Below are 24,031 nucleotides of genomic sequence, written 5' to 3'. Positions count from 1 at the left end.
AAAGCTTCAACTGAAAGCCACACAGCTAAGCTTTTGAAAAACTAGATGTTATTTTTGGTTGATTTATAGCCAAACCCTTAAAATTTATAGTAATTTTCAAAAGAATGTATTTCATCATGTAACAATTGTGCTATTATTGAAAATCACACTCGGGGCTGATTAGGATTCGACAGGATCTAGGAAGCCGGAGGTGCATGCAGAGGAGCGGTTTGCCTCTTAAAAAGCCGCATTTAAATAGTCGCAAACGACGAAACATACGCACTAGCCGCTTAATAACCGGCATAGGCCCTTCCACCCTAGTCTTTTCCTGCTAGCGGGGATTCGGAAGGTCATCCAAGTAGGATAGCGAGGGAACCTTGTCTAAGGGTGAACCGCGAAACAGTATTAGGCCAGCTGCAAGGAAATCCTGTTTGTCGGAGTTCCAAGCAGTTAAATAAATGACAAACTAAGCATGTAGTACCAAAGGTAGACATTTTCTGGACGCGGGTTCAAATCCCGCCAGCTCCACCACATTAAAACCGCTACAGCCCCACTACGAAGCGGGCTGTAGCGGAATCCCCCACTAAATACCCACTAGTAATCAACAACAAAGTACACTTGTTCTGCACGCACCGTATTTAAAGGTTTTTAGGCTTTTGGGAAAGTTTTGGCTTTAAGTACAACTTAGTTGCAAATACACCATTTCAACTTGTAGATTTTACGCATTGCGTCGTAATTTAATAATATTCATTTCAAATAAATATTATCAAGTAGTGACTGGCATTAATAGAATCTTTAATCCGCTCGAAAACCTTTTCAGGAGTTTTAATCATTTTGCCATTTTAGTTGTTTTAAAGTTGTTTAGCCCCTCAAGAGCGTTGTTAGGAAGGAGTGGTTTTAAACACTACTAAAACTACACATAATCGAGCGTATAACACTGCCAGTGAAGAAAATAGCCAGAGACATCAAGCGGTTTAAGAATAGCCAACCTGCACGAAGGAGCATTCTTATAGGACACTATGGTTACTTGCATGAATTTGACAAGCCAACATCGGTTATTCATGCCCCCTAAACTTTAGCGCTGACCATACAGTTACTGTTAACTTGAGAAAAGTATGTATGGACACCAGCATTATCTGAAGTAAGAGTTGTGTATAGATGCCTATATAAGGCTACACACTTGCGTTCCTAAGATGCTTTTAGAAAGTAAAAAACATCGTGAGTTGCATAAAAAATAGGGCATACAAATGAGGGGGCCTTCGAAAAAGTATATAGACGGTTGGTAAACAGTTGACAAAGCTATAATTAATCGATTACCTTAGCTTTGCGGTTAAACGGTGAAATATCCCACTGAGTTTTATACTCACAAGTGTTTATTCGCGGAACGAAAGTTCTACCTGAACCGGTATCACCTCGGGGCCTAGAGTCACTGGGAGTGCCCGGTATGCGGCGTGCGGGCACGCCGCTAGGTTGTAGGGGAGTAAAATATCGTCGGTAACTCACCACTCCTTGGTTATTACAAATGTGGGGATGTTGATGTCCGCTCTTGGACATTGGCGTTTTGTAACTAACCCTAAAAAGGAGGTCCTATGAGACTATACCGCAAAATCGATGATAAACCCAAAAACTCTAACTTGACGTCACCTTGGCGGAAGTTGGTTGCTAAAGTGCTTTTACGTTGCTTTATATTCGTGCTCGAATATTCGTTAAAAGCACTTGTGGTCGCATTTTTGACGTACTGTGGAGTGCTAGTGCAGAGTTTTTAGTATGATGGGCACATTAATACTGGGGTTACTCCCCCACTTTAGCCTAAAGGTTAAATATGAATTTATTGATTACAAGAAGACTTCTGAAACTAGACAGAGAAAGTGTTGCTTCTCGCACTGGAATATCGTTGTCTTCTTTGGAAAGAATTGAATCGACTCCTACGCATTCTTTGCTCCCATTCACCGAAGTACGCATACTATGCTGTTTTTATTCAGAGGTTCTTTGCTTAAACCCTGACAAATTGTTGATGATGCTAGCTCAGGGGAATTACACAGGATTTAAAATTAATCTCTGTAAAAGAATCAACAACTTATACTCTTTTATTGGTGGTATATTTTTAGATGGAACTAAAAAAGTATGATATTAATCAATCTCCTTTATATAAGCTAAATAACTATAAAAGACTCCTCAAAATCCTAGACATTAAAGATAAGTCATTAACAAAGCTACTCGTAGCGGGCGATAATAACTTCTATACTTCTGAGATTGGTGGGCGGAAAGTTCAAGTACCAAAGCCTCAGTTATCTAGATTGCATAAGAGACTTCAGAAGCTCTTTTCCAGAATTCAGACTCGTCCCTTTTTATATTCTGGTGTAAAAGGTCGTTCTAACGTAGATAATGCCAGGGTTCATGAAAAGTCTTCACATTTATTAAAAGTGGATATCGCTAAATATTATGAAAGCACCAACTTTAAGAGAGTTTTGAAGTGTTATATTAACATTTTTAAGGTCTCACCCGATTTAGCTGAAATATTAGCGAGGCTATCAACTTACAGTGGTCATGTGCCTACAGGAAGCAGTATTTCGCAGAGTTTAACCTACTTTTGTAATATCAAAGTCTTCGATCAAGTAATGCTCTATTGTAAGAAAAGAGGCGTAACTTTCACTCTGTATGTAGACGATCTAACGTTTTCATCACGTGTTCCTTTAGGTAATGGATTTTTGGGCGGCATCAATCTCATATTCTCTAAAAATACCGACTATAAACTTCATAAGATAAGAGCATATAATCCAACAACCCCGAAGAAAGTAACGGGTGTTATTTTAAAAGGTACTTCTCTCGATGTACCGAACGATATTCGCAAGCGACTTAATGAGTTTAAAATGAAACATCGCAGAGTCGTACTCAATTATGTAAATAACTCAACTCCATCTAGCTATGAAAATGCTATAGCTCACTTTCAAAAATTTATTGGACTAGTTAGTTGTGCAAGCCAAATAAGTCCTTATTACAAACTCTGGACAGATAGTTTGTGCAATGAAAGGAGAGTTAACAATATACCTGCCGTCAACCAGAACAACCCGATGCCATAAGTCTTTAACTTTATGGACACTCCAAATCGTTTCTAATCCCGCCAGCTCCACCAATTCCAAAGGCTTGCCACTCGGCAAGCCTTTTTCGTTTCAGCTTCCGAAATTTGTAAATTGTTCTAATTAAAACAAAACACACACTACCTAAATAAAAGCTATTCCCATTTAGATAGTTATATTATAACATTGCATCACAATTCTAATGTATAGCTTCTCCAAACAATGCAAACAAATTCAGTGATATGCGCGGATGCGCTTACCGTGTGTGTTGACGATCGCACGCTTCTAGACAATCTCAATTTTAATGTAGGAAAAGGCGAAGTATTTGCACTTTTAGGTGGAAATGGCGCAGGTAAATCCACCACCCTTAAAACTTTTTTAGGGCTTATGAAGGCAAGTAGCGGTAGCGCCACTGTATTAGGGCATAATGCCTCTACCCAGCCAAACCAAGTTCAAAAGTCTGTTGCCTACTTACCCGAATCTGTCACCTTATATGGCCATCTTTCTGGCGTAGAAAACATTCGTTATTTCTTGTCAGTGGCTGGAGTCGATAAGTCTGACGACGATATGTTCGCCGCACTTCGTAAGGTCGCACTTCAAGAAGATTCGTGGAATAAGGCGCTATCTAATTATTCAAAAGGCATGCGTCAGAAGACCGCAATTGCCCTGGCGCTACTGCGCAATGCGCCTGTTCTTTTTTTAGATGAACCTACATCTGGGCTAGATCCAGCAGCCATCGACGAATTTAATGTGCTAGTGTCAGAGCTGGCAGCGGGTGGCGCTACTATTTTTATGGTTACCCACGACGTTTATGGTGCCTGCCAAGTTGCCCATCGAATTGTGCTTTTAAGTAATGGCAAACTCACAGGTTCCTTCGAGCGCGCTGGCGATACGCCAATAGATACTGAAGCCGTTCACGCAGCATTTGCAGGGCGTAATGTATGATATTGAATGTTGCTAAAATCATTTGTGCAGAACAGTGGCGCTATTGGATGCGAACAAAAGTAGCAGCGACCGTTTTATTGCTAGGCGCTATGCTTACCATAGCTGCACTGGTAGTTAACGCCTTTCACGTCGAAGAGGCTGCCCACACCAGAGACCACCTTCAAACAGAAGCTGAACAACGCTTTGAGGCACAGCCTGATAAGCACCCTCATCGCATGGTGCATTATGGTCATTATGTATTTCGTGCCCCCACTCCACTGAGCGTAATTGAACCGGGTGTCGATACCTACACGGGGAACGCTATATTTTTAGAAGGGCACCGCCAAAATAGTGCGATGTTCGCCGAGCAGCGCCAATCCGCAGGACTTACACGCTTTAGTAGTTTAACACCCAGCTTTTTAGCTTTGGTTCTTGCACCTTTATTTATTATTCTAATTGGCTACGGCAGCGTGTCACGTGAACGCGAAGCCGGCACGCTAACCTTACTGCTTTCTCAAGGCACCACCCGTTGGCAATTGCTCTTAGGGAAGCTTCTGGCGCTTATAACCGCTAGCAGCCTATTTTTATTCCCGCTACTGCTTGCCTGTCTCTATGTCGCGTTTTCAAACGAAAGTGCACTTGTTGTAATACTCTTTTGCTTTAGTTATGTGGTTTACTTTTTACTGTGGGCCACGGTAGTCACTGCGTGCTCGGCCATATTTGAGAAAAGCAGCGTTAGCTTCACCGTACTTGTTGTCATTTGGATGAGCGCTTGTGTGTTGCTTCCTCGTTTAGGGAGCAGCGTTGCCACAAACATTGCCCCTTCAATGGGAAAACTTGAAGCCGATTTCAAAGTGGAAGAAAAACTTAGAAGTTTAGGTGACGGTCATGACGTCAACGATCCTGCATTCAAAAAGCTAAAAGAAGATTTACTAGCTAAATACAATGTAGATTCAGTTGACGACTTACCCGTTAACTTCAGGGGCATTGTTGCCCAGTACTCCGAAGGTCGACAAGCCAAAGTGCTTAATGAGTTTGCTGAAACCCGCATGACCGAAGAGTTGGAACAAGCCCAAATAGCACGGCAGTTTGGCTGGCTTTCGCCTACGGTTGCGGTGCGCTCTATTTCTACGATCCTTGCGGGAACTAGCCTCGAGACACACCACCGCTTTTTAAGGGAAGCGGAAACGTTAAGACTTGAGTTTGTTCAGGTTTTGAACAAGGTTCACGCTGAAAAACTCGATTACAAGTTAGATATGAACCGCAACGCCAGTGAAGAAGCAGCAGACAAAGCTGTGGTTGGCGCAGATAACTGGGCGATCTTAGCAGAGTTTGATTTTAAACCAGAAGCAGGAAGCACACGCATTAGTAACGCGTTGATTTATTTTATTCAGCTGTTGCTTTGGATGGGACTTACCGCACTACTTCTTCAAGCTGCAGTTAGGAGATTAAATCCATGATGCGTTATAGCGATATTAAACGAGAAGCGGGTTTCGTATTTGGCCATCGTCAGATAAAACTAACGCTTTTGGTCGTGTTTCTTTTAAGCTCGATGTCGTTGTGGTCTGGCTATTCGGAAATGCAAGAACAGCAAGCCACTATTGAGCGCTTGTTAGATAAAGATGAAACAGAGCGCAACGCTGTCCTTACTCACCAATCTAATTATGGCATGGTAGCCTATTACGCCTTTCATTTGACATATGCCCCGCCCTCGCCGTTGGCGTTTGCTGCTGTAGGAGAGCGCGATGTGTTTCCGTGGAAGCACCGTATTAGAATGCTAGCGCTAGAAGGTCAGATTTATGAAAGCGATACAGACAATCCGGAGCTTGCTTTCCTAGGGCGTTTTGACTTTGCTTTCGTTACCAGTGTGCTGTTGCCTCTGTTTATCATTTTGCTCCTTTACGACTTAAAAGCGAAGGAACGCGAAGCCCGCCGTTTTGACTTACTTAATGTAACCGCACGCAATTCGCATGCTATTTGGTCATCACGCGTATTGGTAACCCTGGTGCCCTTGGCACTAGTTACACTTATTCCGTTTATTGCCTTTAGTGTAGTGAATGGCGCGTCTGTGTTTCAAACAGTAACGGTTTGTACCATCGTCATTGGCAGCATAATTGTTTGGAGCGCTATTGTGCTTGCTATAGGTGCTGCTAAGCGTTTTGCCAATTTCAGCGCCACGCACCTAGCTTCAATCATGTTAGGCGTATGGCTTGTCACAACGGTTATTGTGCCAGTTACCGGGCACACCATAATTAATGCGTCGGTCGATACACCTGAGGGCGGCGACATTGTGCTCACGCAGCGAGAAGCCGTTAACAGTGCATGGGACAAACCTGTTGAACAAACATGGGATGCGTTTATTGAAACTCACCCACAGTGGGCGGATAAAACCGACTTTGATCCACAACGAGACAGTTCATTTAATTGGAAGTGGTATTACGCATTTCAACAAGTTGGCGACCAAACGGCAAAGGAACTTTCAGAGGCTTATCAAGCCGCCACCTTACGCAAAGATAAAATTGCAAGCTATGTTGCTCTGCTATCCCCGTCTTTGTTAACGCAACGCTTATTAACGAGTGCGGCTGATACCGATGTTAAAGCCATGGTTAACTACGAAAATAATGTTCGCGAGTTTCATGCGTCGTTGCGCAAATTCTACTATCATCACTTGTTTGAAGCCCCGGAGTTTTCATCGGCCAGTTTTAAACAGCTACCTCAATTTTCACCAAAAATAAGAAAGACACAGGAAAACACTAATGAAGACTAGTTGGGTAAAATCTACCCTCGCCCTTTCTATCGCAACGCTTTTGAATGCGCCTGCAAATGCGCAAAATACTGATATTCAATCGGAAGCGGATGTAGAGAAAATTACGGTGCATGGTATGCACCGTGCGTATCAAGGGGCATTTGAATATAAAGAAGTGCCGGCAGCAGCGCAGGATATCGACCTTGGTCTCATCAATGATGCAGGCGCTATAAACCTTAACGACGCTTTAGACCTGTCCGCTTCGGTAGCAAGGCAAAATAACTTTGGTGGCCTTTGGAACAGCTTTGCTATTCGTGGTTTTTCAGGTGACGAAAACTTACCTAGCGGGTTTCTGGTAAACGGTTTTAACGCAGGACGCGGATTTGGCGGACCTCGTGATCTCTCTGGCATTGATCATGTTGAAGTATTAAAAGGCCCTAAAGCTGCGCTGTTTGGTCGCGGTGAACCAGGTGGAGCGGTAAACCTTGTTACAAAGCGCCCCCAGTTTCGTCAAGGTGGTGAAATTAAAGCAACTTACGGAAGCTGGTCGCAGAAGCGCATTGAGGCTGATGTACAATCGGTTGCAGGCAGTACTGAAAATGTAGGTGTACGCTTAGTAGGCTTTTATGAAGATGCTGAAAGTTTCCGCGATACAGTAGAAACTGAGCGTTTTGGCTTTTATCCATCGGTTACGTGGGAAGCATCAGCAGACACCACGGTTACGTACGAACTCGAATACACCGAGCAAAAAATTCCTTTCGACCGTGGCGTAGTGGCCATCGATGGTAAGTTGGGCCATCAGCCAATTGAAACCTTTACTGGCGATCCTAATGGCGACACCATCGATACGGAAGTGGTTGGTCATCAAATTGAGATTTCTCATAAACTTGCTGACGAATGGAACCTGCTTTTGGGTGCTGGCTTACGCGATACCACTTTCGAGGGTAATGCATTAGAAAACAACTTTGGTGGCCGCCAAACATTGTTTATCGATCCTAATCAAGCTTTGTTGTCTCGTTTTAAGCGCTACCGTAATTTCCAAACCGATTACTTCGTTTTACGCGGCGAAATAGCGGGACAATTCGATACTGGGTCGCTATCACATCGCGTGATTATTGGTGCTGACTACGATAAGTTTGAAAATGACCAGATTATTCTGCGCTATCGCCCGCCATTCTTTTCAAGCGATAATGACATTAACGACTTGGACTTAGAACAGTACTTAGTGGTCGATATTTTTAATCCGGATTACTCACCACTTCCAGATGTGGAATTGTCTGACAACTTGAACCGTTTTGAAGTTCAGGAAGCGTGGGGTATCTATTTCCAAGACCAAATCAACATCACTGATAATTTCCAAGTTAGGCTGGGTGGTCGCTTCGATAAGTTCGAGCAGGAAATTGATAATCGCCTGGCGTCACCTGTAAGTACCACATCACAAGACGACACACGCTTTTCTCCACAAGTGGGTGCTGTTTATCTGTTTGATGACACCACAAGTGTGTACGCAACCTACGGTGAAGGTTTCCGTCAGCTGACGGGGTCGGATTTCGCCGGAAACCCGTTTGAACCTAACGAATCGAAATCAGCGGAAATTGGTGTTAAAGCCGACCTCACATCAATGTTTAATAATATACGGGGTGATATCACCTTCGCCGTGTTTAATATCGAGCAAAGTAACATCCTTGTTTATGATGATAGCCCTGAGGCGTCTGACGGCTTCTTCTTAACCCCTGCTGGCGAAGCGCGTAGCCGTGGTGTTGAGTTAGACATTAACGCTGAATTTGAAAATGATATTTCGCTTTGGGTGTCGTACACCTTCGTAGATGCTGAAAGTACAAACGATGCGGCGGATGCTAACTTTGTTGCAGCCATTGAATCTGGCGATCCTTTAATTAACGTTCCAGAAAACCAATTGAGCATTCAGTTGAGCAAGGGACTTATATTTGCTGATATGCCAGTACGTATCGGTTCAGGACTGTTGTATGTTGATGAGCGTTTAGGTCAAACCGCTACCGACTTCTACTTACCAAGCTACACCACGGTTCGTGCGTTTGCTGAAATAGAGCCTGTAGAAAACTTGTCAGTTAAAGTTGCAGTAGATAACCTGTTTGATGAAGAGTTTTATACTAACTCTTTCGCAGATGTGTGGGTTGAACCTGGCGCGCCTCAGCGCTTTAGACTTACCGCCGCCTATCGCTTTTAAGGTTTAAGGAGAGGCTTTTAAAGCCTCTCCGTTTATGATGTTTAGGTATTGTTTTAACTAAATTAGGCGTTGTCACACGGCGGCCATTCACTCTCTTTTAATATTTGATTTTGAATAAGACGTTGACGCTTATTTTCAATAACCTGTTTTAATTCATCTCTAATTAATCTTACCGCTGGCGTAATAAGATGCCGGCTAGGCAGCATGAGCCACATTTCAGTTAGCGGTACGTGGTAACCAGTCAAAATACGCTGCAGCTTTCCGCTCAGTAAATCCCCCGCAACGTCTATACATGACTTTTTAGCGATCCCCTCTCCATCTACGCACCAGCGCCGAACAATATCACCGTCATTCACAGCGCGATTACTGTTCACTTTCACTTTAACTCTCTCGCCCTCGTTGATAAGTTCCCACGTATTGTGGGTTTGGTCGTAGAGCTTATAAAGAAGTGCGTTGTGCTGCGCTAAATCAGTCAAAGTTGTAGGCTCACCGTTTCTTTCTAAATAATCGGGAGACGCGCAAATCACATGCGGAATATTGCACACTTTAAAACCATACATCTGCGATTCTTTAACCGCGTCTTTTGTCATGGCTCTTAGTGCTACATCTACACCATCGCGGTAGAAGTCCACCCGACTGTCGCTCACATGTAATCGCAATGAAAGTTCTGGATTTTCGCGCTGCACTTTATTTAGCAGTTCACGCATTAAGTTGCGACCCATTTCCGAAGACATCGCCATGCGAAGCTCACCGTGAATGCTCTGCTTCTGCTCTGTTACTAATGCAAGGCCCTGCTGTAAGGTGTCGAGTGCTTGCTTTGCCATAGGCAAATACTGCTCTCCTTCAGGTGACAATCGAATTTTGCGTGTACTTCGCACGAATAGCGCTACGCCAAGCTGCTCTTCTAAACGTTTAACCGCCATACTTGCAGCAGATGAGCTAATATCAAGTTTTATCGCAGCAGTGGTTATCGAGCCCACTTCAGCCACCTTTACAAACACAGACAGGTCTTCGGTTTTCATACTTCCCTCAACGTTTATTTCACTCTTTTGATTTCATGGCAAGAAAGACAAAGCAAAATGGATCACCTCTATTATCCACATTTTCAGGAAAGTCTTTATTGATTTTGGTCGTTTATGAGACTTATTCGAAATAATAGACTGTGCCTGCCTGTTAAATAAAACCTACGACCAACAATTAGGAGGTTTGAATGAAACCAACGAAACGAAACAAACTGACAATAGCATCGCTATTATTGAGCACCTGTTTTCTCCTTGTACCCGGCGCACACGCACAAGACAAAGTTATTGCAGCTAAAGATGTCGAATGGGGTTACTTAAATCCAGCCCGTGGCGACAAAAGCCCCGGGGCAGCAGACTTGTGGGGAGACCGAACAAAAGACACGGCAACGGGGATGTTAGTGCGATTTAACAAAGGCTTTGAATCGCCACCGCACATTCACAACATAACCTATAGAGGTATTGTGATTGAAGGTGAAATGCACAATGACGATCCAAACGCAGCAAAGATGTGGATGCCAACAGGTTCGTTTTGGACTCAACCTGCAGGTGAAGATCACACCACTGCGGCAAACGACAAAACCAACCTGATTTACCTGGAAATTGATGAAGGCCCATACCTTGTAAAGCCATCAAAAGAACATTTTGACAACGGCGAAAGGCCAATAAACGTTCATGCAGACAATATGGTGTGGCTACAAAAAAGCGACCTTGTAAATATAGCGGCCAACGGTGTTTCTGTTGCCTATTTGTGGGGCGAGACAAGTAGTGTATACGGCACCCTTGTCAAGCTTCCAAAAGGATTTAAAGGTTCAATAAAATCTAATGGTGATGAATTCAAGGCAGTGGTTATCAAGGGTAGTCTCAATTATACCCAAAACAACACTTCCAGACAGATTGAATTAAATGCAGGAAGTTATATTGAATCATCAACTGCTGCAAATCATTCTGTTGAGGGCGCTAACGAAAGCGAAACCATTGTGTACGTAAGAACGTCGTCAAAATTTAGCGTTACAGATTAGTACTTTTTTTCACTTCACCTACGCGGGGCATTTCCCCTCTTGCTTCGCGTATTTTCTAGGTATTCAGCAATCATAGAATAACCGTTTTGCCTTGCAAGCTGCTCTGGTGTATTGCCATCATAACCTTTCAAATCTAATCTAGCTCCTGCTTCCACCAACACTTTTGCTGCCTCTAAATGCCCATGCCACACTGCGTCATGAAGCGGTGTATACCCGTTGTTAGGACCTTGCGCGTTAAGCACTTCCTGAAAGCCAGGATATTGACTAAGTAACTTCAGCATGTCTGCACGCCCAAAATATGCGGCTTTGTGTAATGCAATTGCGGCCATGTAGGCGCCGGTAAGCGTTTGATCTGCGCCGTTATCTAGCAACAGCTTTGCTACTTTCAGGTAGCCTTTCATCGCTGCAAGCAGCAGCGCGCTATGAAAATCACTGCCTTGTTTCAATACAGGCGCAACCGCATTAACGTCATACCCTTTTTCTAGCAGCACTTTTATTTCAGCTACCATTTCTTCTTCAGACAGCGCTTGGTTAGCAACGATCATATAAATGGCTGCTTTTTCTTGCGCTTGCTGCAGCGTTTTCTCTTTATGAGCCGCAAATAGCGCGTTAATAGTGGCAACATCTTCATTTAACGCTTTATCGTTTGCTTTTGTACCGCTTCGATTAAACCCAAGAGCTGTAGCGCCTGCCGCTGAAATAACGGTGGTATCGATGTCGGGCAAGCTTAATAAATATTCCACTGCGGGAATATTTCTGTGCCACACGGCCAATAGCAGTGGCGTTCCGCCTAGGCGTACTGACTGCAAGTTTACGAATGCTCCCTCTTTCACAAGCAGTTTAACAAGGTCTAAATTCCTTCCTTGAACGGCCAGATGAAGCGGTGCTACCCCCATTAATCTATCGAGTGCGTTAACATCTGCGCCGCTATCTATAAGTGCCTTAACACGCTGTATATCGTTCTCCCACACTGCTTTGTGCAGCGGTGTTAGGTTCTGATTTATGTTGCTTTCAAACTTACTTGAATAAAGCGCCCCGATTGCTTCGTTTGCCACGGCTTCGCTAAACGAAGCGGTAATGCCCATGCCAGAGAGCACAATTAACGCCAGAGACTGATACGCTTTTCTTGTAATTGGAATAGGTTTATTCATTGTCTCGCCTAACTTTTTAAATGCTTTTTGTATTGGTTTTAAATTCTGGTTTTGAGTTTTTAGCACGTTGTTAATCCCTACAAAGGACTAACAACGTAACTGTCGATGATTACTTTACCTTCGGTATCAATATGCACATGCCAGCGCTCTTTTACCTGTACCTCAACCGATTCCCCATTAAAGTCAGACGACTCAAATGTGTCAGCGCGAAGGTTAATTCGAAGGTCTACTATAAATCCATTGGGCTTCGCTGAATCAGCATCGGGTTTGATATCAATTTGATCTACACGGTGCTCACAGTTAGGTTTAAACGTCTTGCGTGCCCACGCGTACCAGTCGTTGAATCCAGCATGCCCTTGAAATCGTCCCTCTGGCGCTTGCCAGACAACCTCCTCGCTGAGATTCGATAGAAAAGCTTCACTTGACGCCGGTAATTGATCGAACTGCCCAAACCACGTCGTTACAAACTGTTTGATACGCAATTCTGGTGAGTTCATCAAAACATCAATAGCATCGGCTACCCGCTTACCATGTTGATCACCACGGGCCTGAACGTCTGAAAGCGTGTTGTAAACACCTTCAATGTACACCATGCGATGGCTGTAAATTGGCTTGTGGTACTGCATTTTTGCAAGATAAGCGAGCTGTTCTAGCGGGCGTAAAAACTCTTCCACACTGAAATGGTTATAGCCTAGCGGTCCATAAGACTCTTTTGGGCCACCTACCGAAATGGACAGTAAAAAGTGCTTATTCGCCAGCTTGTCTCCTTCAGGGCCAAACGCAAAATTATAAGTAAATACTTGGTCAATCCAGCGCTTAAGTAAAGCTGGTACAGAATACCAGTAGAAAGGAAACTGCAGCACAATTACCTCAGCTTCAAGCAAGGCTTTTTGCTCTGCCTCTACATCAATTGGGTTGTTAGAATAAAGGGTGTCCAAACGTCTAACTTCAATGTCGTCTATGCGCTTAGTCAGGCTTTGCAAAATAGCGCTATTAGCATTGGACTGGTCTAAATTAGGATGGCCGGAGATAACTAATACTTTACTCATTACTTCTACCTTTGCGTGATAATTTTATGGTTGGTTCAAAGTGAACAGATAGAAGTTTATGCTTGAACAACCTTTAGTTTTAGATGATGATTAACTCAAAGATTATTAGTTTAAAACTAACAATTAAAATTTAGACAAAATTTCAGGCTTGAAGCAGTTTGATCAATTTTGTAAGTTAGTCTTTCAAGAGGCGCTATAAGTGAACGGCACCACATTTCAACAACTTATTGTTTTTCATGCTATTGCCGATGAAGGCAGTATTAGTGGCGCTGCTCGCCAGTTAGAAATGGCACCGCCGTCTGTAAGCCACGCGCTTAAATCTCTAGAAGCAAGTGTGGGCGTTCCTTTGTTCAATCGAACCACGCGTAGAGTTGAATTAACCGATGCGGGAAAGTTACTTAAGCAGCAAACTCATCATGCTATCGACACGTTAGATATTGCATTTGAAGAGGTCAACGCCCTTAGCTATACCCCTAGGGGCACGGTTCGTATTACCACTCCTCGCTTCGCCTTCCAACAGCTTTTGGCGCCTTATTACCAAGAGTTTTGCGAGCGCTATCCAGACTTAAAGCTTGAGGTATCGATAAACGATGCAGCCGTAAATTTGATTACCGATGGGATGGATGTGGGTATTCGCTTTGGTGATAGGATAGAAGAAGGCATGGTGGCAAAGCGATTAACTAATGCCACTAAAGAATGTTTGTTCTGCTCACCTCACTACGCTAAAAAGTATGGCCTTCCCTCGTCTATTGATAGCCTTCAGCAACACAAGCTCATTCAATATCGTTTTATTACCTCTAACAAACTTGCGCCACTTCATCTGTGGCAAAACCAGCAAGCTGTGAGTGTTTCAATGCCGATTGCTATGGTAGTCAACGATACAGATTTGATGATTGATGCTGCCAAAAAAGGGTTAGGTATAGGAAGAATTGTTGAACCTATGGTGGATGAATTATTTCAAACTGGCGAGCTTGTTCCCGTACTTAAAGAGAACTGGTTTCCTTATTCAGGGCTATTTATGTATTTTCAGCAACATAGTCAAAAGGCCCAAAGAATTAGGGCCTTAATCGACTTTCTTGAAGAAAAACACGCCGTTTGACACTAGCCTGTTGTTCTTTACTGTGCATCAAATCTCAACAGGTGTTAGTAACTCGTTTGCTTTCAGTGCACTAGCGTATCGTTTTTAAGCTGCTGCAGATCCGCCAAGCGGTCTTTCGCATTTTCTGGCGCAATCGCTAAAATATCGCGACTGCCCGCCTCCTCTCTCTTTTCTAGTGTCACTGAAGTAATCAGCCATTGCCCTTCTATCTTTCTAAAAGTGAAGTGGTAGATGCCCGAAACTTGCCAAAAACCATCATGCCCTAGCCAATGACTGGCAGTAAATGGCACGTTAGCAAACGCTATATCTTCTTTTCGATTAATACTGGGGTTTCCCAAGTTGTGAAATGTTTTGTCAAAACCAGGCAAAAAAGCCGCCCAGTTTTGCATTAAGATCTCACGTTTTTGGGTTACCGCTTCTCCCCCAAACAAACTGGTGTAGTCTGTTGTTACATTTGGGGCAAACAGTAAGGTTAAGTATTCATAAGCATTGTTGTCAGCTAATGCTGAAAAGCTATTCAGGTTGCTGTGAATACTTGCAATGTCTTTATCCCGGCTCGAATGGGATGTGGCAGCATGGCCCATAGTAAAAACTCCAACTAACATGACACAAATTATGGCTTTAAATTTCATTTCTGAGCCTTTAATAGGTAAATACTCGTCTTACAAAGCGCTGTCGAAGTGGGAAACTACGGCGTTAACGGCTTTTTCAACGGCTTCAGGTTGGTCGTAGAAGTCAAATTGATTGATGTTATCTAGCCAAATTGCATTTACCGAATCAGTCGCGTTTTCCAAATACTGATGTGCACCTTGTGGCAGCGCCATCGCCTCTGATGCAACCATTAAAACCGGTATAGTCTGTTTTGATGCACTTAACTGCGCATTATAATTAAGCCAACCGCTCCATGACGTCACGTTGAATTTGTTGTCGTAGGCAGGCAACAAACCTCGTGATTGCTCAGTGTAGTAAGGTGCGTTATACATCAAGGCGTTTTCATTGGTTAAACTTGCCGCTTCAATAACTAATGGCTCGGATTTGTCTTTCTCTGCCGCTGCTAACGCAAGTAATTGATTGCGATTTTCTTCACCGCCATAAATAGCTGTTGCCATTGCTTCATCGTGTAACCAGGGGGCCACTACTGCCACCGCACCTAACCGTGTATTTTGGCTTGATTGAGTATTTTGAACCGCAGCATCAAGCATATAGCCCGCTGAGGCACAAATGGCCAAGCCAGCAATACGGCTGTTGTCCACCTGCGCGACGTTTGACAGCGCTTTGATAACAGCCTGTATATCTTGCGTTTTACGAACAGGATCTTCAAGGTACGCGGTTTGGTTGTCATCGGTATCACTTGACGCTCCCCAACCTCTAAAATCAAATGTAATAGCGGCGTAGCCTCTCTCTGCTAGTGCTGTTGCATAAACGGCTGGCATTTGCTCTTTTACAGATGTCCATGCACCCGTAACAACGACCACTGGTGGATTAGCAATACCTTTTGGAAGGTATAAATTTGCAGCCAAGTTGCCCACTTCTGTGTTTAACGTGATATTTTCCATTTGAAATCCTTGCTGGTTGTATTGACGATGACTATTTTTGATCTCACTGCTTAACTGCGCCTGATTAGCGCTTAGTTGTTCAATGCTTGCTCGGGCTTGGTTTAACGCGTCTGTTTGCGATGGTTGTTGAGCGTGTGATATGCCCGGTTGTAATATGACCAGTGGCGATATCAAAAGTGACTGTGCAATTACTGTTATGGTAGGTTTAAGCATTTGGCTGTGCTCTTTAAGTGGGTAATCAATGAGCACAGGATATGAAATAGTGCGCCTTAGTTATTGCACATTAATGCTAATTATTTGTAGGTTATTGCTAAAGGAAACATAAAGCTTGAAGTCACGTTTAGCCTTTTTTGATCATGCGACACATCAACCTTCATCGTGCAAAGACGTACTAGATATTGCGTTTTCAAACGACGGTCTCGATTGGAAAGGCATCATTTTAGAGAAAGGAAAGTCGCCTCACTTTTACCCTCAAAATGTGTATACCCCTTATTTCTATTTCGCACTCGCCCTTGAAAGCGATCTGAATTGGAACATTGAAGCGAATGGAAGTATGGTTTCTTTAAAAACCAGTCCGGGAAACATTTGGATAAATCCACCTAAAACGCCGTTTACACACGACATATCCGAGCCTTGTTATTTTGTTATTTTAGCGGTTGAAGAGCGTGTATTTTTAGACGCATGTCCGTTTAAGGTAGAACAAGATCAGCTGCAGTTTCTGAACAACTACAATGTGGAAGACGAGACCATAAAGGGGCTAATTGAGCTTCTGTTATTAGAGACACAAGCAAAGGGTCGTAATGGGAAAGCCTATTTAAGTAACTTATTGTCTGCACTTTCTGCTCATTATATCCAAAATTATTCAAATTACCGCGACCTTCAAGATTCCTCAGCAAAGAGTGTCAAAATAGGCAAGTCACAGATAGATAAGATTGAGCAATACATTAAAGAAAATATAGGCAGTACCATTAGCGTAGATGCGCTGGCCGAACTCGTTTTTTGCAGCAAGTTCCACTTTTTAAGAGAGTTTAAAAAGAGTGTTGGGTAAACACCGTACCAATTTATTACCCAATACCGTGTTGAGCAAAGTAAAAAATACTTACTCGCGAATACTCATTCCATGAGCGACATCGCGTTATTACTGGGATTCAATGACCAATCTCACTTCAGTCGTGTTTTCAAAAATCACGAAGGCATTACCCCAGGCCAATTCATTAAACAATACAGCACGTAGAATAAACTATTTTGGACACTACCTACTCAATAAAGCCCTTGCTAAGACTTTATGGGTAATTGCCCTAATGCCGCTGCGCATGCCAAACCAATGGCAAACGTCATCGCCACACTGGTGAAGGTGCCCAAAAGTACATATTCAGTTAGCTTTCTGTCTTGGTGTTTAGTGAGGTCGCCGAAGCGAAATATAGATTTAGCCGCAATAAGAAAACCTATGGCAGAAAACTGATTTAACAATACAAAGGTAAGCATGAGTACGCGCTCTAAATAGCCAATTCGTTGACCTGCCAGTGATAAAGTTTGTTGTGCCTCTGTACTTATTGTGGGCGGGTCATTGGGGTGAGAAGACGGCATTTTATTAGCTAATACTTCATCGCTCCAAGGCGACAGCAGCTGTTTAATAATAACTGAACTGGGCTTGAGTACCGCCAGATAGGCCAAGACCACTAATAGGTGCGTTGTACCTACCTTCTGAAGTAGTCCCACTGCCTCGCGCCACTGATTGGTGGCATACAAAAATACGCCTAAGATCACGACAATGTGCGCTATTTGATCGACAACAAAAGACGTAGTGTTTTGCTTACAATACGATTTAATCACGTCAATTTTGAAGTGAGAAACGGCGACTACAATTGCACCAACACCTATACTTGCGATACTTATCGTTGATGAAAACAAGAACATTGCTGCTGCCGCGAGTATACCGTGTATGATTGCGTGTAGGTATAAAGGCAAAGCCAGTGCGTGACGTTCGTTTCTTTGCTGTACCCAGGTAAACGGTTGAAAATAAAAGTCTGCTAATAGATGCGCTAACACGAGTGCCACCAGCAGTTGAGGTTCAGCAAGCATTTGGTTCTCCAGTCACAAGCATTATGTTTTTTGCATAACCCGTCATCACGTTAGTCTTCCTTGGTCAATTGTTCCGTTTTTAATGAGGTTCCACCTTGAACCCATAAAATGAGCGCTTTCTCCATATAGTCGAGATATTCTGCTATCAGTTTATAGTTACTGGCATTGAGGATTCGACTTACATTACTGCGATTTTTATCTAGTATGGCCGCTACACTTTCATGGCTCTTATCCGTGGCTTCAAGATACGCGAGTAAGGTTTGCGACTGGGTTTGTGTCAGTCCATTGATATGCGCGTCGGCAAAACGTGTTAAGAGCTGCGTTTTGTCGTCGAGTGTTTGTTCACCGCTACAAAAAGTAAGATGGTGCGGCTTTATGTTATCTAACCCTCGTCCTGACAACACAAATGCGTCTCCAGTCCCAGTTTTTACTTCTGAAGGGCGAAATTGCGCTTCTCCCACAGCAACACTCATTCGCACGTCTACGCCTGAAGCGTGCGCCTTGAGTGCTAGCCGCAATCCAACTGCGGCTGCAATGCTATGCTGTGGTTGTGCAACAACTAGCTGGAATGCGTCTCCTCGATAAATATCAAAGTCTCCACCGTAGTACTCGGCGTAGTATGTTAAACGCTCTCTCAGCGTAGCAATTATCTCTCTGAATTCAGCATCAGAATAAGACTGAGAGTTGGAGACGTCACCGGTAATCACACCAGCGCGCTTTTTTGTATTGCTTGTTAAAGCACTCTTTCTTGTCATTTCACTATGCGCCGCGTTGTCTTTTCTACTTTCAATAGACACTTTTTTCCGTTTAGAGGTCCACTATGACACGCTACCATCTCAAATTCAAAAACAATCACACAGCAAAATGTGATTATTATTAATCACAAATTCACATGTGACTAAATTGCGTAACGGAAAGCAAAATATAACAAAGAACGTATAGCGGCTGTTGATTAAGTAGAATATTCATTCTACTTAAAATCTGTTTAATTGGATAACAAGCGATGTGCCAAGCAGACGAAAATAACAAACGCTTTCGAGGAGACCCGGTATGACCGCGCCCAAACAATCTGAGTTAGCTTCGAAACTAGAGCAAGCTTTTGCCCTTTACGGATTCGCAGAGCCTAATGTGGCTAAACTCAAGGACTACACTGGCACCACACTTAAAACCTTGTACAAATACTTCCCTTCAAAAGAAGACATGATTATTGGCGCGCTTGACTATCGTCACAGCCGTTACATCGCGTTTCTGGAAGAAAACTGTCCCTCGACGCGTAACGAAGCAATTAACCACATATTTGAACGCTTGTCGGTGTGGCTAACGACATTCGCTCCCAGAGGTTGCATGTCATTGCAGGCTTTGGCGAGTTACCCCAATAACCTTCAAATTGAAACCGCTGTGAACAACCACAAACACGCGGTGCTAACGTGGCTGAATGAAAAGCTCGAAGACCCAGCCCTTTCAAACAGCGTGTTCCTGCTACATGAGGGCATGTCATCAGCATGGCCAACGATTGGTGATAAAGCGTTAACCGCAGCGAAAGGCGCACTAACAGTGCTACTTGATTAGCCCTTCTTAGCACTTGCATCAACCATTACCTTTCTCGTCTAAAGCAAAAATTCTGGAGGACAATATGAAATCATTGCCAAATGAAATGTACGGCGTGCAGTTAACCAAACATGGCGATCTCGACGCGCTTACATTTAACGAAAACATACCTTTGCCTACACTCAGCGACAACGATGTACTTATTGAAGTACGCGCTGCGGGGGTAAACAACACCGACTTAAATACGCGAAAAGGTTGGTATTCCAAAGGCGACAACAATGCAGAAGATGCTGGATGGGCCGGCAATGCGTTAAACCTACCTCTAATTCAAGGCGCCGACGTATGTGGCTATATTACCGCTGTGGGTAATAACGTGAGCAAAGAACGTATTGGTGAACGCGTCATCATTGAGCCTTGTTTGGTAGAAGTTGACAGTAAACCGCTAAGTACCCCTTGGTATTTCGGCTCGGAATGCAATGGAGGTTTCGCACAGTTTACTAAAGTCGCATCGCGCCACGCCCATGCAGTAAATTCAACGATGACAGATGTGGAACTAGCCTCGTTCCCCTGCTCTTACTCTACAGCCGAAAACATGCTGCACAGAGCAAACGTAAAAACAGGTGAGCGAGTATTTATAACCGGTGCCTCGGGCGGCGTAGGCTCAGCTGCCGTACAACTCGCTAAAGCACGTGGCGCCTATGTTGTTGCAGTAACCAGCGAACAAAAGCAATCAGCCATACAAGCATTAGGCGCCGACAAGACCGTTTTGCGTGATGAAGATTGGCAACACATGGCAGAAAGCGAGCCGTTCGACGTTGTTATCGACCTTATTGCCGGCCCACGATGGCCTGAACTACTTGAGATCCTAAAACCGTTTGGTCGCTACGCGACGTCGGGCGCAATTGCTGGTCACGACGTTTCTTTGGATGTACGTACTCTGTATTTGAAAGATTTAACCCTGTTAGGCTGCACTATTTTAGGACACGATGTATTTGCCAACTTAGTAAAACACATCGAAGCAGGCAATATTAAACCACTAGTATCGAGCACATTCCCACTAAGTGAAATACACCAAGCGCAGCAAGAGTTTGAGCAGAAAAAACACATTGGTAAGATGGTATTGACGTTACAGCCCAAATAACGTCGATATGCCCGAGAGAACATAAACCAAAGTCCTTTGACGACGGGCGTTCCTATGAGCTTCGCCGAGTAAATGCTTGGCGAAGCTCTTAACACTAATTCTTACACAGCTGAGCATAATTTTCTGCCAGCATATCTTGCGCGATAACGTGCTTCGCCGGATTGTTCTACAAGCTAGGGCATTATAAGAAAAGCCACTGCTAATCGCGTTTCAAACATAGGTATTTGTTTTTGTACTCTTTGTAACATTAGGTACTATTTCCTGACATTTTAGACCTGTACTTTGGTACAGCCTGTAAAACGCAGGCGTCTAAAAACAAAAGGAAATATAATGAAAAAGCTCATCGCGTTCACACTAACAATTTGCGCATTTAATGCGTTTGCTGATAACTGTGTTTACAACTGCCCCACTGGTCAATCTGGACAAACCATTACCCGTTCCATTTACACCCTAAACAATAATGCACAAACAAAGTTCGCCAACTGGGTGGCCTATCATGTAACCCCAAGCACTATTGACGGCCCATCAAGAAGTCGTAATTGGAAAGCTGACCCTTCGATTAACTCTGCGAATACTTTAGAGCCGAACGATTACAGCGGAGCATGGGCTACAATTGGCACTGACCGCGGCCATCAAGTTCCTCTTGCTTCGTTCAGCAACACAGCCGATTGGCAAATGCTAAATTATTTATCAAACATTACACCTCAAGATTCAGACCTAAACCAAGGTCCTTGGGTGGATCTAGAAAATGCGGTGCGTGATGTAGTGAGAACTGGGCAAGACGTTTATGTGGTTTCTGGGCCGTTATATGAGTGGTATTTCGCTACTCTGCCAGAGGCAGATGAGTCGCACAGCATTCCTAGTGGATATTTTAAAGTCGTCATTACCGATGTTAACGGATGGGTGGAAGCCTCTGCTTTCATCCTAGAGCAAAACGCAGCTCGCAGTGATAACTTTTGCGCAACTGAGGTAACGGTTAATGAAGTTGAATCCAGAACAGGCCTAAACATTATGCCGTCACTACCAAGCTATAAAGAAAATGCTGTTGAAGGGGGATTAGGAGGCTTAACCGCTGCGCTCGGCTGTTAATAACCCATCTAAAAAGGCAGGGATGCCTACCTCTTTTTAAATGGCTGCTGTAAAAGCGCAATGATACTTGCGTTCTTCTTAGTGGCTGGCACGTCTTTTTGACCAATGGGCAATGTTTCATCGCTAAACGCAGCGCGAGGCGTAAAACTATTAAACAGCCTATCCCACCACGATACGCTAAAGCCATAGTTAGAATTAGATTCATTTTTAGCCTGGCTATGGTGAATGCGATGTAAGCGCTGTGTGATTAGCAAAAGCCCAATTCTATCATCCCACTTTTGTGGCAACCTAATATTGGCATGATTAAAAAGGGCAAAGCCATTTAGCGCCACTTCAAAGATAACAATAGCAATAGCAGGCACGCCTAGTATCACTACCGCCGCGGCTTTAATACCTAAACTCATAGCAATTTCAACTGGATGAAAGCGAAGGCCTGTAGTGGTGTCGACATGACTATCGGCATGATGCATTTTATGAAAGCGCCACAACATAGGTACGGTATGAAAAAGTCGGTGCTGCCAATAGATAAGCATATCAAGTAGTAAAACACTTAACGTTACGATGGCTATATGAACAAGATACGTTGATGAATTATTGAGAGGCTCACCACTGTTTAGCAGTTGATTGGAGCTTGAAGCGTCAGCCGGCACGGCATCCAGTAAAACGTTGAACACACCTATGCCTTTCTGCTGCGCCCATAAAGACACACCAACGAGTGTGGCCGGAAGCAAAATACGCGATACCAGCGCCCCCATTACCACCATGGACAAGTTACCCAACCAGCGTGTTTTCCTACTAAGCACGGCTTCACGCGCTGGCAACAGTGCTTCAAGTACTGCCATAAGCACAAAAACGCCAAGAAATACGCTTAAGCGAATAACCGCGGTATTATCCAAAGCAAATTACCTTTATCACGTTAATTACTTTCAAAATTCAGAATACTTTTACTGCTACGAGAACTTTCACCATCATTCATAACCTGAAGAAGGCACTGTACGTTCTGACTTAGCAGCGTCGCGCTCTACCCTATGAAGCGTAGTAAAGCCCCCTACTATGCGAGTAATGACTGTTACGGCACAGGCTGCAGCGAACACATAGGCAAGCGTTGCAAAATACTGCGGCCAAATACAGAACGCCAAAAACACCAAAATGGTTTCAGTGCCTTCGGTTAACCCCTGCATATAATAAAAGCTTTTGTTAGCAAACTGGGGCCTATCTATTTGAAACTTCTCTGCTGCAATGGCAAAGGCTAAAAAACTGCTGCCAGTGCCAATAAAGGTAGCTAACAGCACCATTGCTGCTATGCCCCACTCTTGAGGGTTAGCAATGCCAAACGCCAAAGGAATAGAAGCGTAGAATAGAAAATCTAAGCAAATATCTAAAAAACCACCCGCACTACTGCTACTTTGCTGATAGCGCGCCAATTCACCGTCAATTCCATCAAAAACACGATTAAATATGATGCAGGCTAGCGCCATATTCCACCAGTTAAGAATAATAAAGGGAAGCGCAAGAACACCGATGACAAACCCGGCAAGCGTAACCTGATTTGGGGTAACGCCCTTGCTGTCTAGCGCTTTTATCAACGGTTTTAAAAGTAGCTTTATAAAAGGGGTAACTTTGGCATCTAACATGACATGTCTCTTTACTCGCTCTGCAGTATTTTTTTACTATTTCAGTACTACCTTCGGCAGCACCTATGTAATACCGCTATAAAATTTCTATGACGTTGCCGCCTGCGGCTAGCGCATCATCTTTATCGTGTGTCACTAATACTGCGGGAATATTACGTGCTTTTAGCTGCGAAAACGTCCAGCTGCGAATTTGACTTCGAAGGGCTACATCTAGTTTGCTGAACGGCTCGTCAAGCAATACCACATCAGGCTCAGAAGCTAACGTTCTGATAAGGCTTACTCTGGCCTGCTGACCACCAGAGAGCGTATTCACAGTCCGGTCAGCGATGCCGTCAAGTTCGACGGCCACTAATAACGCGTTTATGGCGTCGTGTTTCAATTGCTTGTTTTTATATGCCTTATCAGGCATAGCGAACGCAATGTTTTCGCCCACGGTCATGTGTTCAAATAAAAGCGCATCTTGAAACATAATACCCACTTTGCGAAGGTGCGCATCGATTTCGTTTATCACCACGTGGTTAATTTTAATTTGTCCAGTAACGCTAAAGGGGGCCTGAAGCTGTCCGGCGATGGCTTGAAGTAAAGTAGACTTACCTGCGCCGCTAGGTCCCATAACGGTCAGCACTTCTCCCTTTGCTACCTCAGCACTTAACTGAAGCAGCGGCTTGTCATCGCGATAAATAACGATGTTTTCTAAACTAAGCACTAT

The 24,031-nt window shown here is 43.8% G+C and carries 21 protein-coding genes, 1 other RNA gene and 1 pseudogene; 13 read left to right on the top strand and 10 right to left on the bottom strand.

Annotation, left to right across the window (positions count from 1 at the left end):
• Positions 1-151 precede the first annotated feature (151 nt).
• The 6 genes from ssrA (at position 152) to MASE_RS08365 (ending at position 8,932) form a co-directional block, all read left to right on the top strand.
• Positions 152-510: a transfer-messenger RNA gene (ssrA, locus tag MASE_RS19905) on the top strand.
• A gap of 1,577 nt (positions 511-2,087) precedes the next feature.
• Positions 2,088-3,059: a reverse transcriptase family protein gene (locus MASE_RS19810; protein WP_014949305.1), complete on the top strand. Its 972-nt coding sequence runs from the start codon at positions 2,088-2,090 to the stop codon at positions 3,057-3,059.
• 219 nt (positions 3,060-3,278) lie between these two features.
• Positions 3,279-4,001, top strand: a complete 723-nt coding sequence (locus MASE_RS08380; protein WP_014949304.1) for an ABC transporter ATP-binding protein — start codon at positions 3,279-3,281, stop codon at positions 3,999-4,001.
• Positions 3,998-5,440: an ABC transporter permease gene (locus MASE_RS08375; protein WP_014949303.1), complete on the top strand. Its 1,443-nt coding sequence runs from the start codon at positions 3,998-4,000 to the stop codon at positions 5,438-5,440. Before MASE_RS08380 ends, MASE_RS08375 begins: the two co-directional genes overlap by 4 nt.
• Positions 5,437-6,747 carry a DUF3526 domain-containing protein gene (locus MASE_RS08370; RefSeq protein WP_014949302.1) on the top strand — a complete coding sequence of 437 codons (1,311 nt, stop codon included), beginning with the start codon at positions 5,437-5,439 and terminating at the stop codon, positions 6,745-6,747. Before MASE_RS08375 ends, MASE_RS08370 begins: the two co-directional genes overlap by 4 nt.
• Positions 6,737-8,932 carry a TonB-dependent siderophore receptor gene (locus MASE_RS08365; RefSeq protein WP_014949301.1) on the top strand — a complete coding sequence of 732 codons (2,196 nt, stop codon included), beginning with the start codon at positions 6,737-6,739 and terminating at the stop codon, positions 8,930-8,932. The genes MASE_RS08370 and MASE_RS08365 overlap by 11 nt, the downstream gene beginning before the upstream one ends.
• 62 nt (positions 8,933-8,994) lie before the next feature.
• Here MASE_RS08365 and MASE_RS08360 read toward each other — a convergent pair whose 3' ends face one another.
• Positions 8,995-9,954 carry a LysR family transcriptional regulator gene (locus MASE_RS08360; protein ID WP_014949300.1) on the bottom strand — a complete coding sequence of 320 codons (960 nt, stop codon included), beginning with the start codon at positions 9,952-9,954 and terminating at the stop codon, positions 8,995-8,997.
• A 188-nt stretch (positions 9,955-10,142) separates the two neighbouring features.
• Between MASE_RS08360 and MASE_RS08355 the strand changes: the two genes are divergently transcribed.
• Entirely contained in the window at positions 10,143-10,973 is an 831-nt protein-coding gene (locus MASE_RS08355) for a DUF4437 domain-containing protein (RefSeq protein ID WP_014949299.1), read from the top strand.
• A gap of 14 nt (positions 10,974-10,987) precedes the next feature.
• On the opposite strand, the gene MASE_RS08350 is transcribed toward MASE_RS08355, so the two are convergent.
• Positions 10,988-12,124: an ankyrin repeat domain-containing protein gene (locus MASE_RS08350; RefSeq protein WP_148275220.1), complete on the bottom strand. Its 1,137-nt coding sequence runs from the start codon at positions 12,122-12,124 to the stop codon at positions 10,988-10,990.
• Between the two features lie 77 nt (positions 12,125-12,201).
• Positions 12,202-13,173 carry an NAD(P)H-dependent oxidoreductase gene (locus MASE_RS08345; protein WP_014949297.1) on the bottom strand — a complete coding sequence of 324 codons (972 nt, stop codon included), beginning with the start codon at positions 13,171-13,173 and terminating at the stop codon, positions 12,202-12,204.
• 199 nt (positions 13,174-13,372) lie between these two features.
• Here MASE_RS08345 and MASE_RS08340 point away from each other — a divergent pair, with 199 nt between their 5' ends.
• A complete protein-coding gene (locus MASE_RS08340; protein WP_014949296.1) occupies positions 13,373-14,272 on the top strand; it encodes a LysR family transcriptional regulator in 900 nt (299 codons plus the stop codon).
• A 62-nt stretch (positions 14,273-14,334) separates the two neighbouring features.
• On the opposite strand, the gene MASE_RS08335 is transcribed toward MASE_RS08340, so the two are convergent.
• Entirely contained in the window at positions 14,335-14,904 is a 570-nt protein-coding gene (locus MASE_RS08335; protein WP_014949295.1) for a nuclear transport factor 2 family protein, read from the bottom strand.
• A 30-nt stretch (positions 14,905-14,934) separates the two neighbouring features.
• Complete coding sequence (locus MASE_RS08330) at positions 14,935-16,041, bottom strand: alpha/beta hydrolase (protein WP_080589198.1); 1,107 nt, start codon at positions 16,039-16,041, stop codon at positions 14,935-14,937.
• Positions 16,042-16,156: 115 nt separating this feature from the next.
• Between MASE_RS08330 and MASE_RS08325 the strand changes: the two genes are divergently transcribed.
• Complete coding sequence (locus MASE_RS08325; protein WP_014949293.1) at positions 16,157-16,876, top strand: helix-turn-helix transcriptional regulator; 720 nt, start codon at positions 16,157-16,159, stop codon at positions 16,874-16,876.
• A gap of 12 nt (positions 16,877-16,888) precedes the next feature.
• A pseudogene (locus tag MASE_RS20485) lies at positions 16,889-17,062 on the top strand (helix-turn-helix domain-containing protein); the annotation flags it as partial.
• Between the two features lie 41 nt (positions 17,063-17,103).
• Here MASE_RS20485 and MASE_RS08320 read toward each other — a convergent pair.
• Together MASE_RS08320 and MASE_RS08315 are read right to left on the bottom strand one after the other, a co-directional pair.
• Positions 17,104-17,910, bottom strand: coding sequence for a DUF3307 domain-containing protein (locus MASE_RS08320; RefSeq protein WP_014949292.1), 807 nt, complete (start codon positions 17,908-17,910; stop codon positions 17,104-17,106).
• Positions 17,911-17,960: 50 nt separating this feature from the next.
• The gene (locus MASE_RS08315) at positions 17,961-18,707 is read right to left on the bottom strand and encodes a hypothetical protein (protein WP_014949291.1); all 747 of its coding nucleotides are present in this window, start codon (positions 18,705-18,707) and stop codon (positions 17,961-17,963) included.
• 253 nt (positions 18,708-18,960) lie between these two features.
• Here MASE_RS08315 and MASE_RS08310 point away from each other — a divergent pair, with 253 nt between their 5' ends.
• The 3 genes from MASE_RS08310 (at position 18,961) to MASE_RS08300 (ending at position 21,688) form a co-directional block, all read left to right on the top strand.
• Positions 18,961-19,479: a TetR/AcrR family transcriptional regulator gene (locus MASE_RS08310; protein WP_014949290.1), complete on the top strand. Its 519-nt coding sequence runs from the start codon at positions 18,961-18,963 to the stop codon at positions 19,477-19,479.
• Positions 19,480-19,543: 64 nt separating this feature from the next.
• The gene (locus MASE_RS08305; RefSeq protein WP_014949289.1) at positions 19,544-20,599 is read left to right on the top strand and encodes an alcohol dehydrogenase family protein; all 1,056 of its coding nucleotides are present in this window, start codon (positions 19,544-19,546) and stop codon (positions 20,597-20,599) included.
• Positions 20,600-20,929: 330 nt separating this feature from the next.
• On the top strand, positions 20,930-21,688 hold the full coding sequence (locus MASE_RS08300; protein ID WP_014949288.1) for a DNA/RNA non-specific endonuclease: 759 nt from the start codon (positions 20,930-20,932) through the stop codon (positions 21,686-21,688).
• 26 nt (positions 21,689-21,714) lie between these two features.
• On the opposite strand, the gene MASE_RS08295 is transcribed toward MASE_RS08300, so the two are convergent.
• The 3 genes from MASE_RS08295 to MASE_RS08285 all read right to left on the bottom strand — a co-directional run bounded on the left by MASE_RS08295 (position 21,715) and on the right by MASE_RS08285 (position 24,028).
• A complete protein-coding gene (locus tag MASE_RS08295; protein WP_014949287.1) occupies positions 21,715-22,584 on the bottom strand; it encodes a sterol desaturase family protein in 870 nt (289 codons plus the stop codon).
• Positions 22,585-22,656: 72 nt separating this feature from the next.
• Positions 22,657-23,322, bottom strand: coding sequence for a CDP-alcohol phosphatidyltransferase family protein (locus MASE_RS08290; protein WP_014949286.1), 666 nt, complete (start codon positions 23,320-23,322; stop codon positions 22,657-22,659).
• A 76-nt stretch (positions 23,323-23,398) separates the two neighbouring features.
• Positions 23,399-24,028, bottom strand: coding sequence for an ATP-binding cassette domain-containing protein (locus MASE_RS08285; protein ID WP_014949285.1), 630 nt, complete (start codon positions 24,026-24,028; stop codon positions 23,399-23,401).
• Positions 24,029-24,031 lie beyond the last annotated feature (3 nt).

It is taken from the genome of Alteromonas macleodii ATCC 27126 (assembly GCF_000172635.2).
Lineage (GTDB): Bacteria > Pseudomonadota > Gammaproteobacteria > Enterobacterales > Alteromonadaceae > Alteromonas > Alteromonas macleodii.
Note: the sequence above shows the minus strand (reverse complement) of the source record. Positions and strands in the feature narration are given on the sequence as shown.

Bases quoted from the DNA above. Each gene is read 5' to 3' on its own strand.
- MASE_RS08360 (WP_014949300.1), bottom strand. From the start codon at position 9,954: ATGAAAACCGAAGACCTGTCTGTGTTTGTAAAGGTGGCTGAAGTGGGC.
- MASE_RS08355 (WP_014949299.1), top strand. From the start codon at position 10,143: ATGAAACCAACGAAACGAAACAAACTGACAATAGCATCGCTATTATTG.
- MASE_RS08345 (WP_014949297.1), bottom strand. From the start codon at position 13,173: ATGAGTAAAGTATTAGTTATCTCCGGCCATCCTAATTTAGACCAGTCC.
- MASE_RS08330 (WP_080589198.1), bottom strand. From the start codon at position 16,041: ATGCTTAAACCTACCATAACAGTAATTGCACAGTCACTTTTGATATCG.
- MASE_RS08335 (WP_014949295.1), bottom strand. From the start codon at position 14,904: ATGAAATTTAAAGCCATAATTTGTGTCATGTTAGTTGGAGTTTTTACT.
- MASE_RS08365 (WP_014949301.1), top strand. From the start codon at position 6,737: ATGAAGACTAGTTGGGTAAAATCTACCCTCGCCCTTTCTATCGCAACG.
- MASE_RS08300 (WP_014949288.1), top strand. From the start codon at position 20,930: ATGAAAAAGCTCATCGCGTTCACACTAACAATTTGCGCATTTAATGCG.
- MASE_RS08305 (WP_014949289.1), top strand. From the start codon at position 19,544: ATGAAATCATTGCCAAATGAAATGTACGGCGTGCAGTTAACCAAACAT.
- MASE_RS08310 (WP_014949290.1), top strand. From the start codon at position 18,961: ATGACCGCGCCCAAACAATCTGAGTTAGCTTCGAAACTAGAGCAAGCT.
- MASE_RS19810 (WP_014949305.1), top strand. From the start codon at position 2,088: ATGGAACTAAAAAAGTATGATATTAATCAATCTCCTTTATATAAGCTA.
- MASE_RS08370 (WP_014949302.1), top strand. From the start codon at position 5,437: ATGATGCGTTATAGCGATATTAAACGAGAAGCGGGTTTCGTATTTGGC.
- MASE_RS08290 (WP_014949286.1), bottom strand. From the start codon at position 23,322: ATGTTAGATGCCAAAGTTACCCCTTTTATAAAGCTACTTTTAAAACCG.
- MASE_RS08375 (WP_014949303.1), top strand. From the start codon at position 3,998: ATGATATTGAATGTTGCTAAAATCATTTGTGCAGAACAGTGGCGCTAT.
- MASE_RS08320 (WP_014949292.1), bottom strand. From the start codon at position 17,910: ATGCTTGCTGAACCTCAACTGCTGGTGGCACTCGTGTTAGCGCATCTA.
- MASE_RS08350 (WP_148275220.1), bottom strand. From the start codon at position 12,124: ATGAATAAACCTATTCCAATTACAAGAAAAGCGTATCAGTCTCTGGCG.
- MASE_RS08380 (WP_014949304.1), top strand. From the start codon at position 3,279: ATGCAAACAAATTCAGTGATATGCGCGGATGCGCTTACCGTGTGTGTT.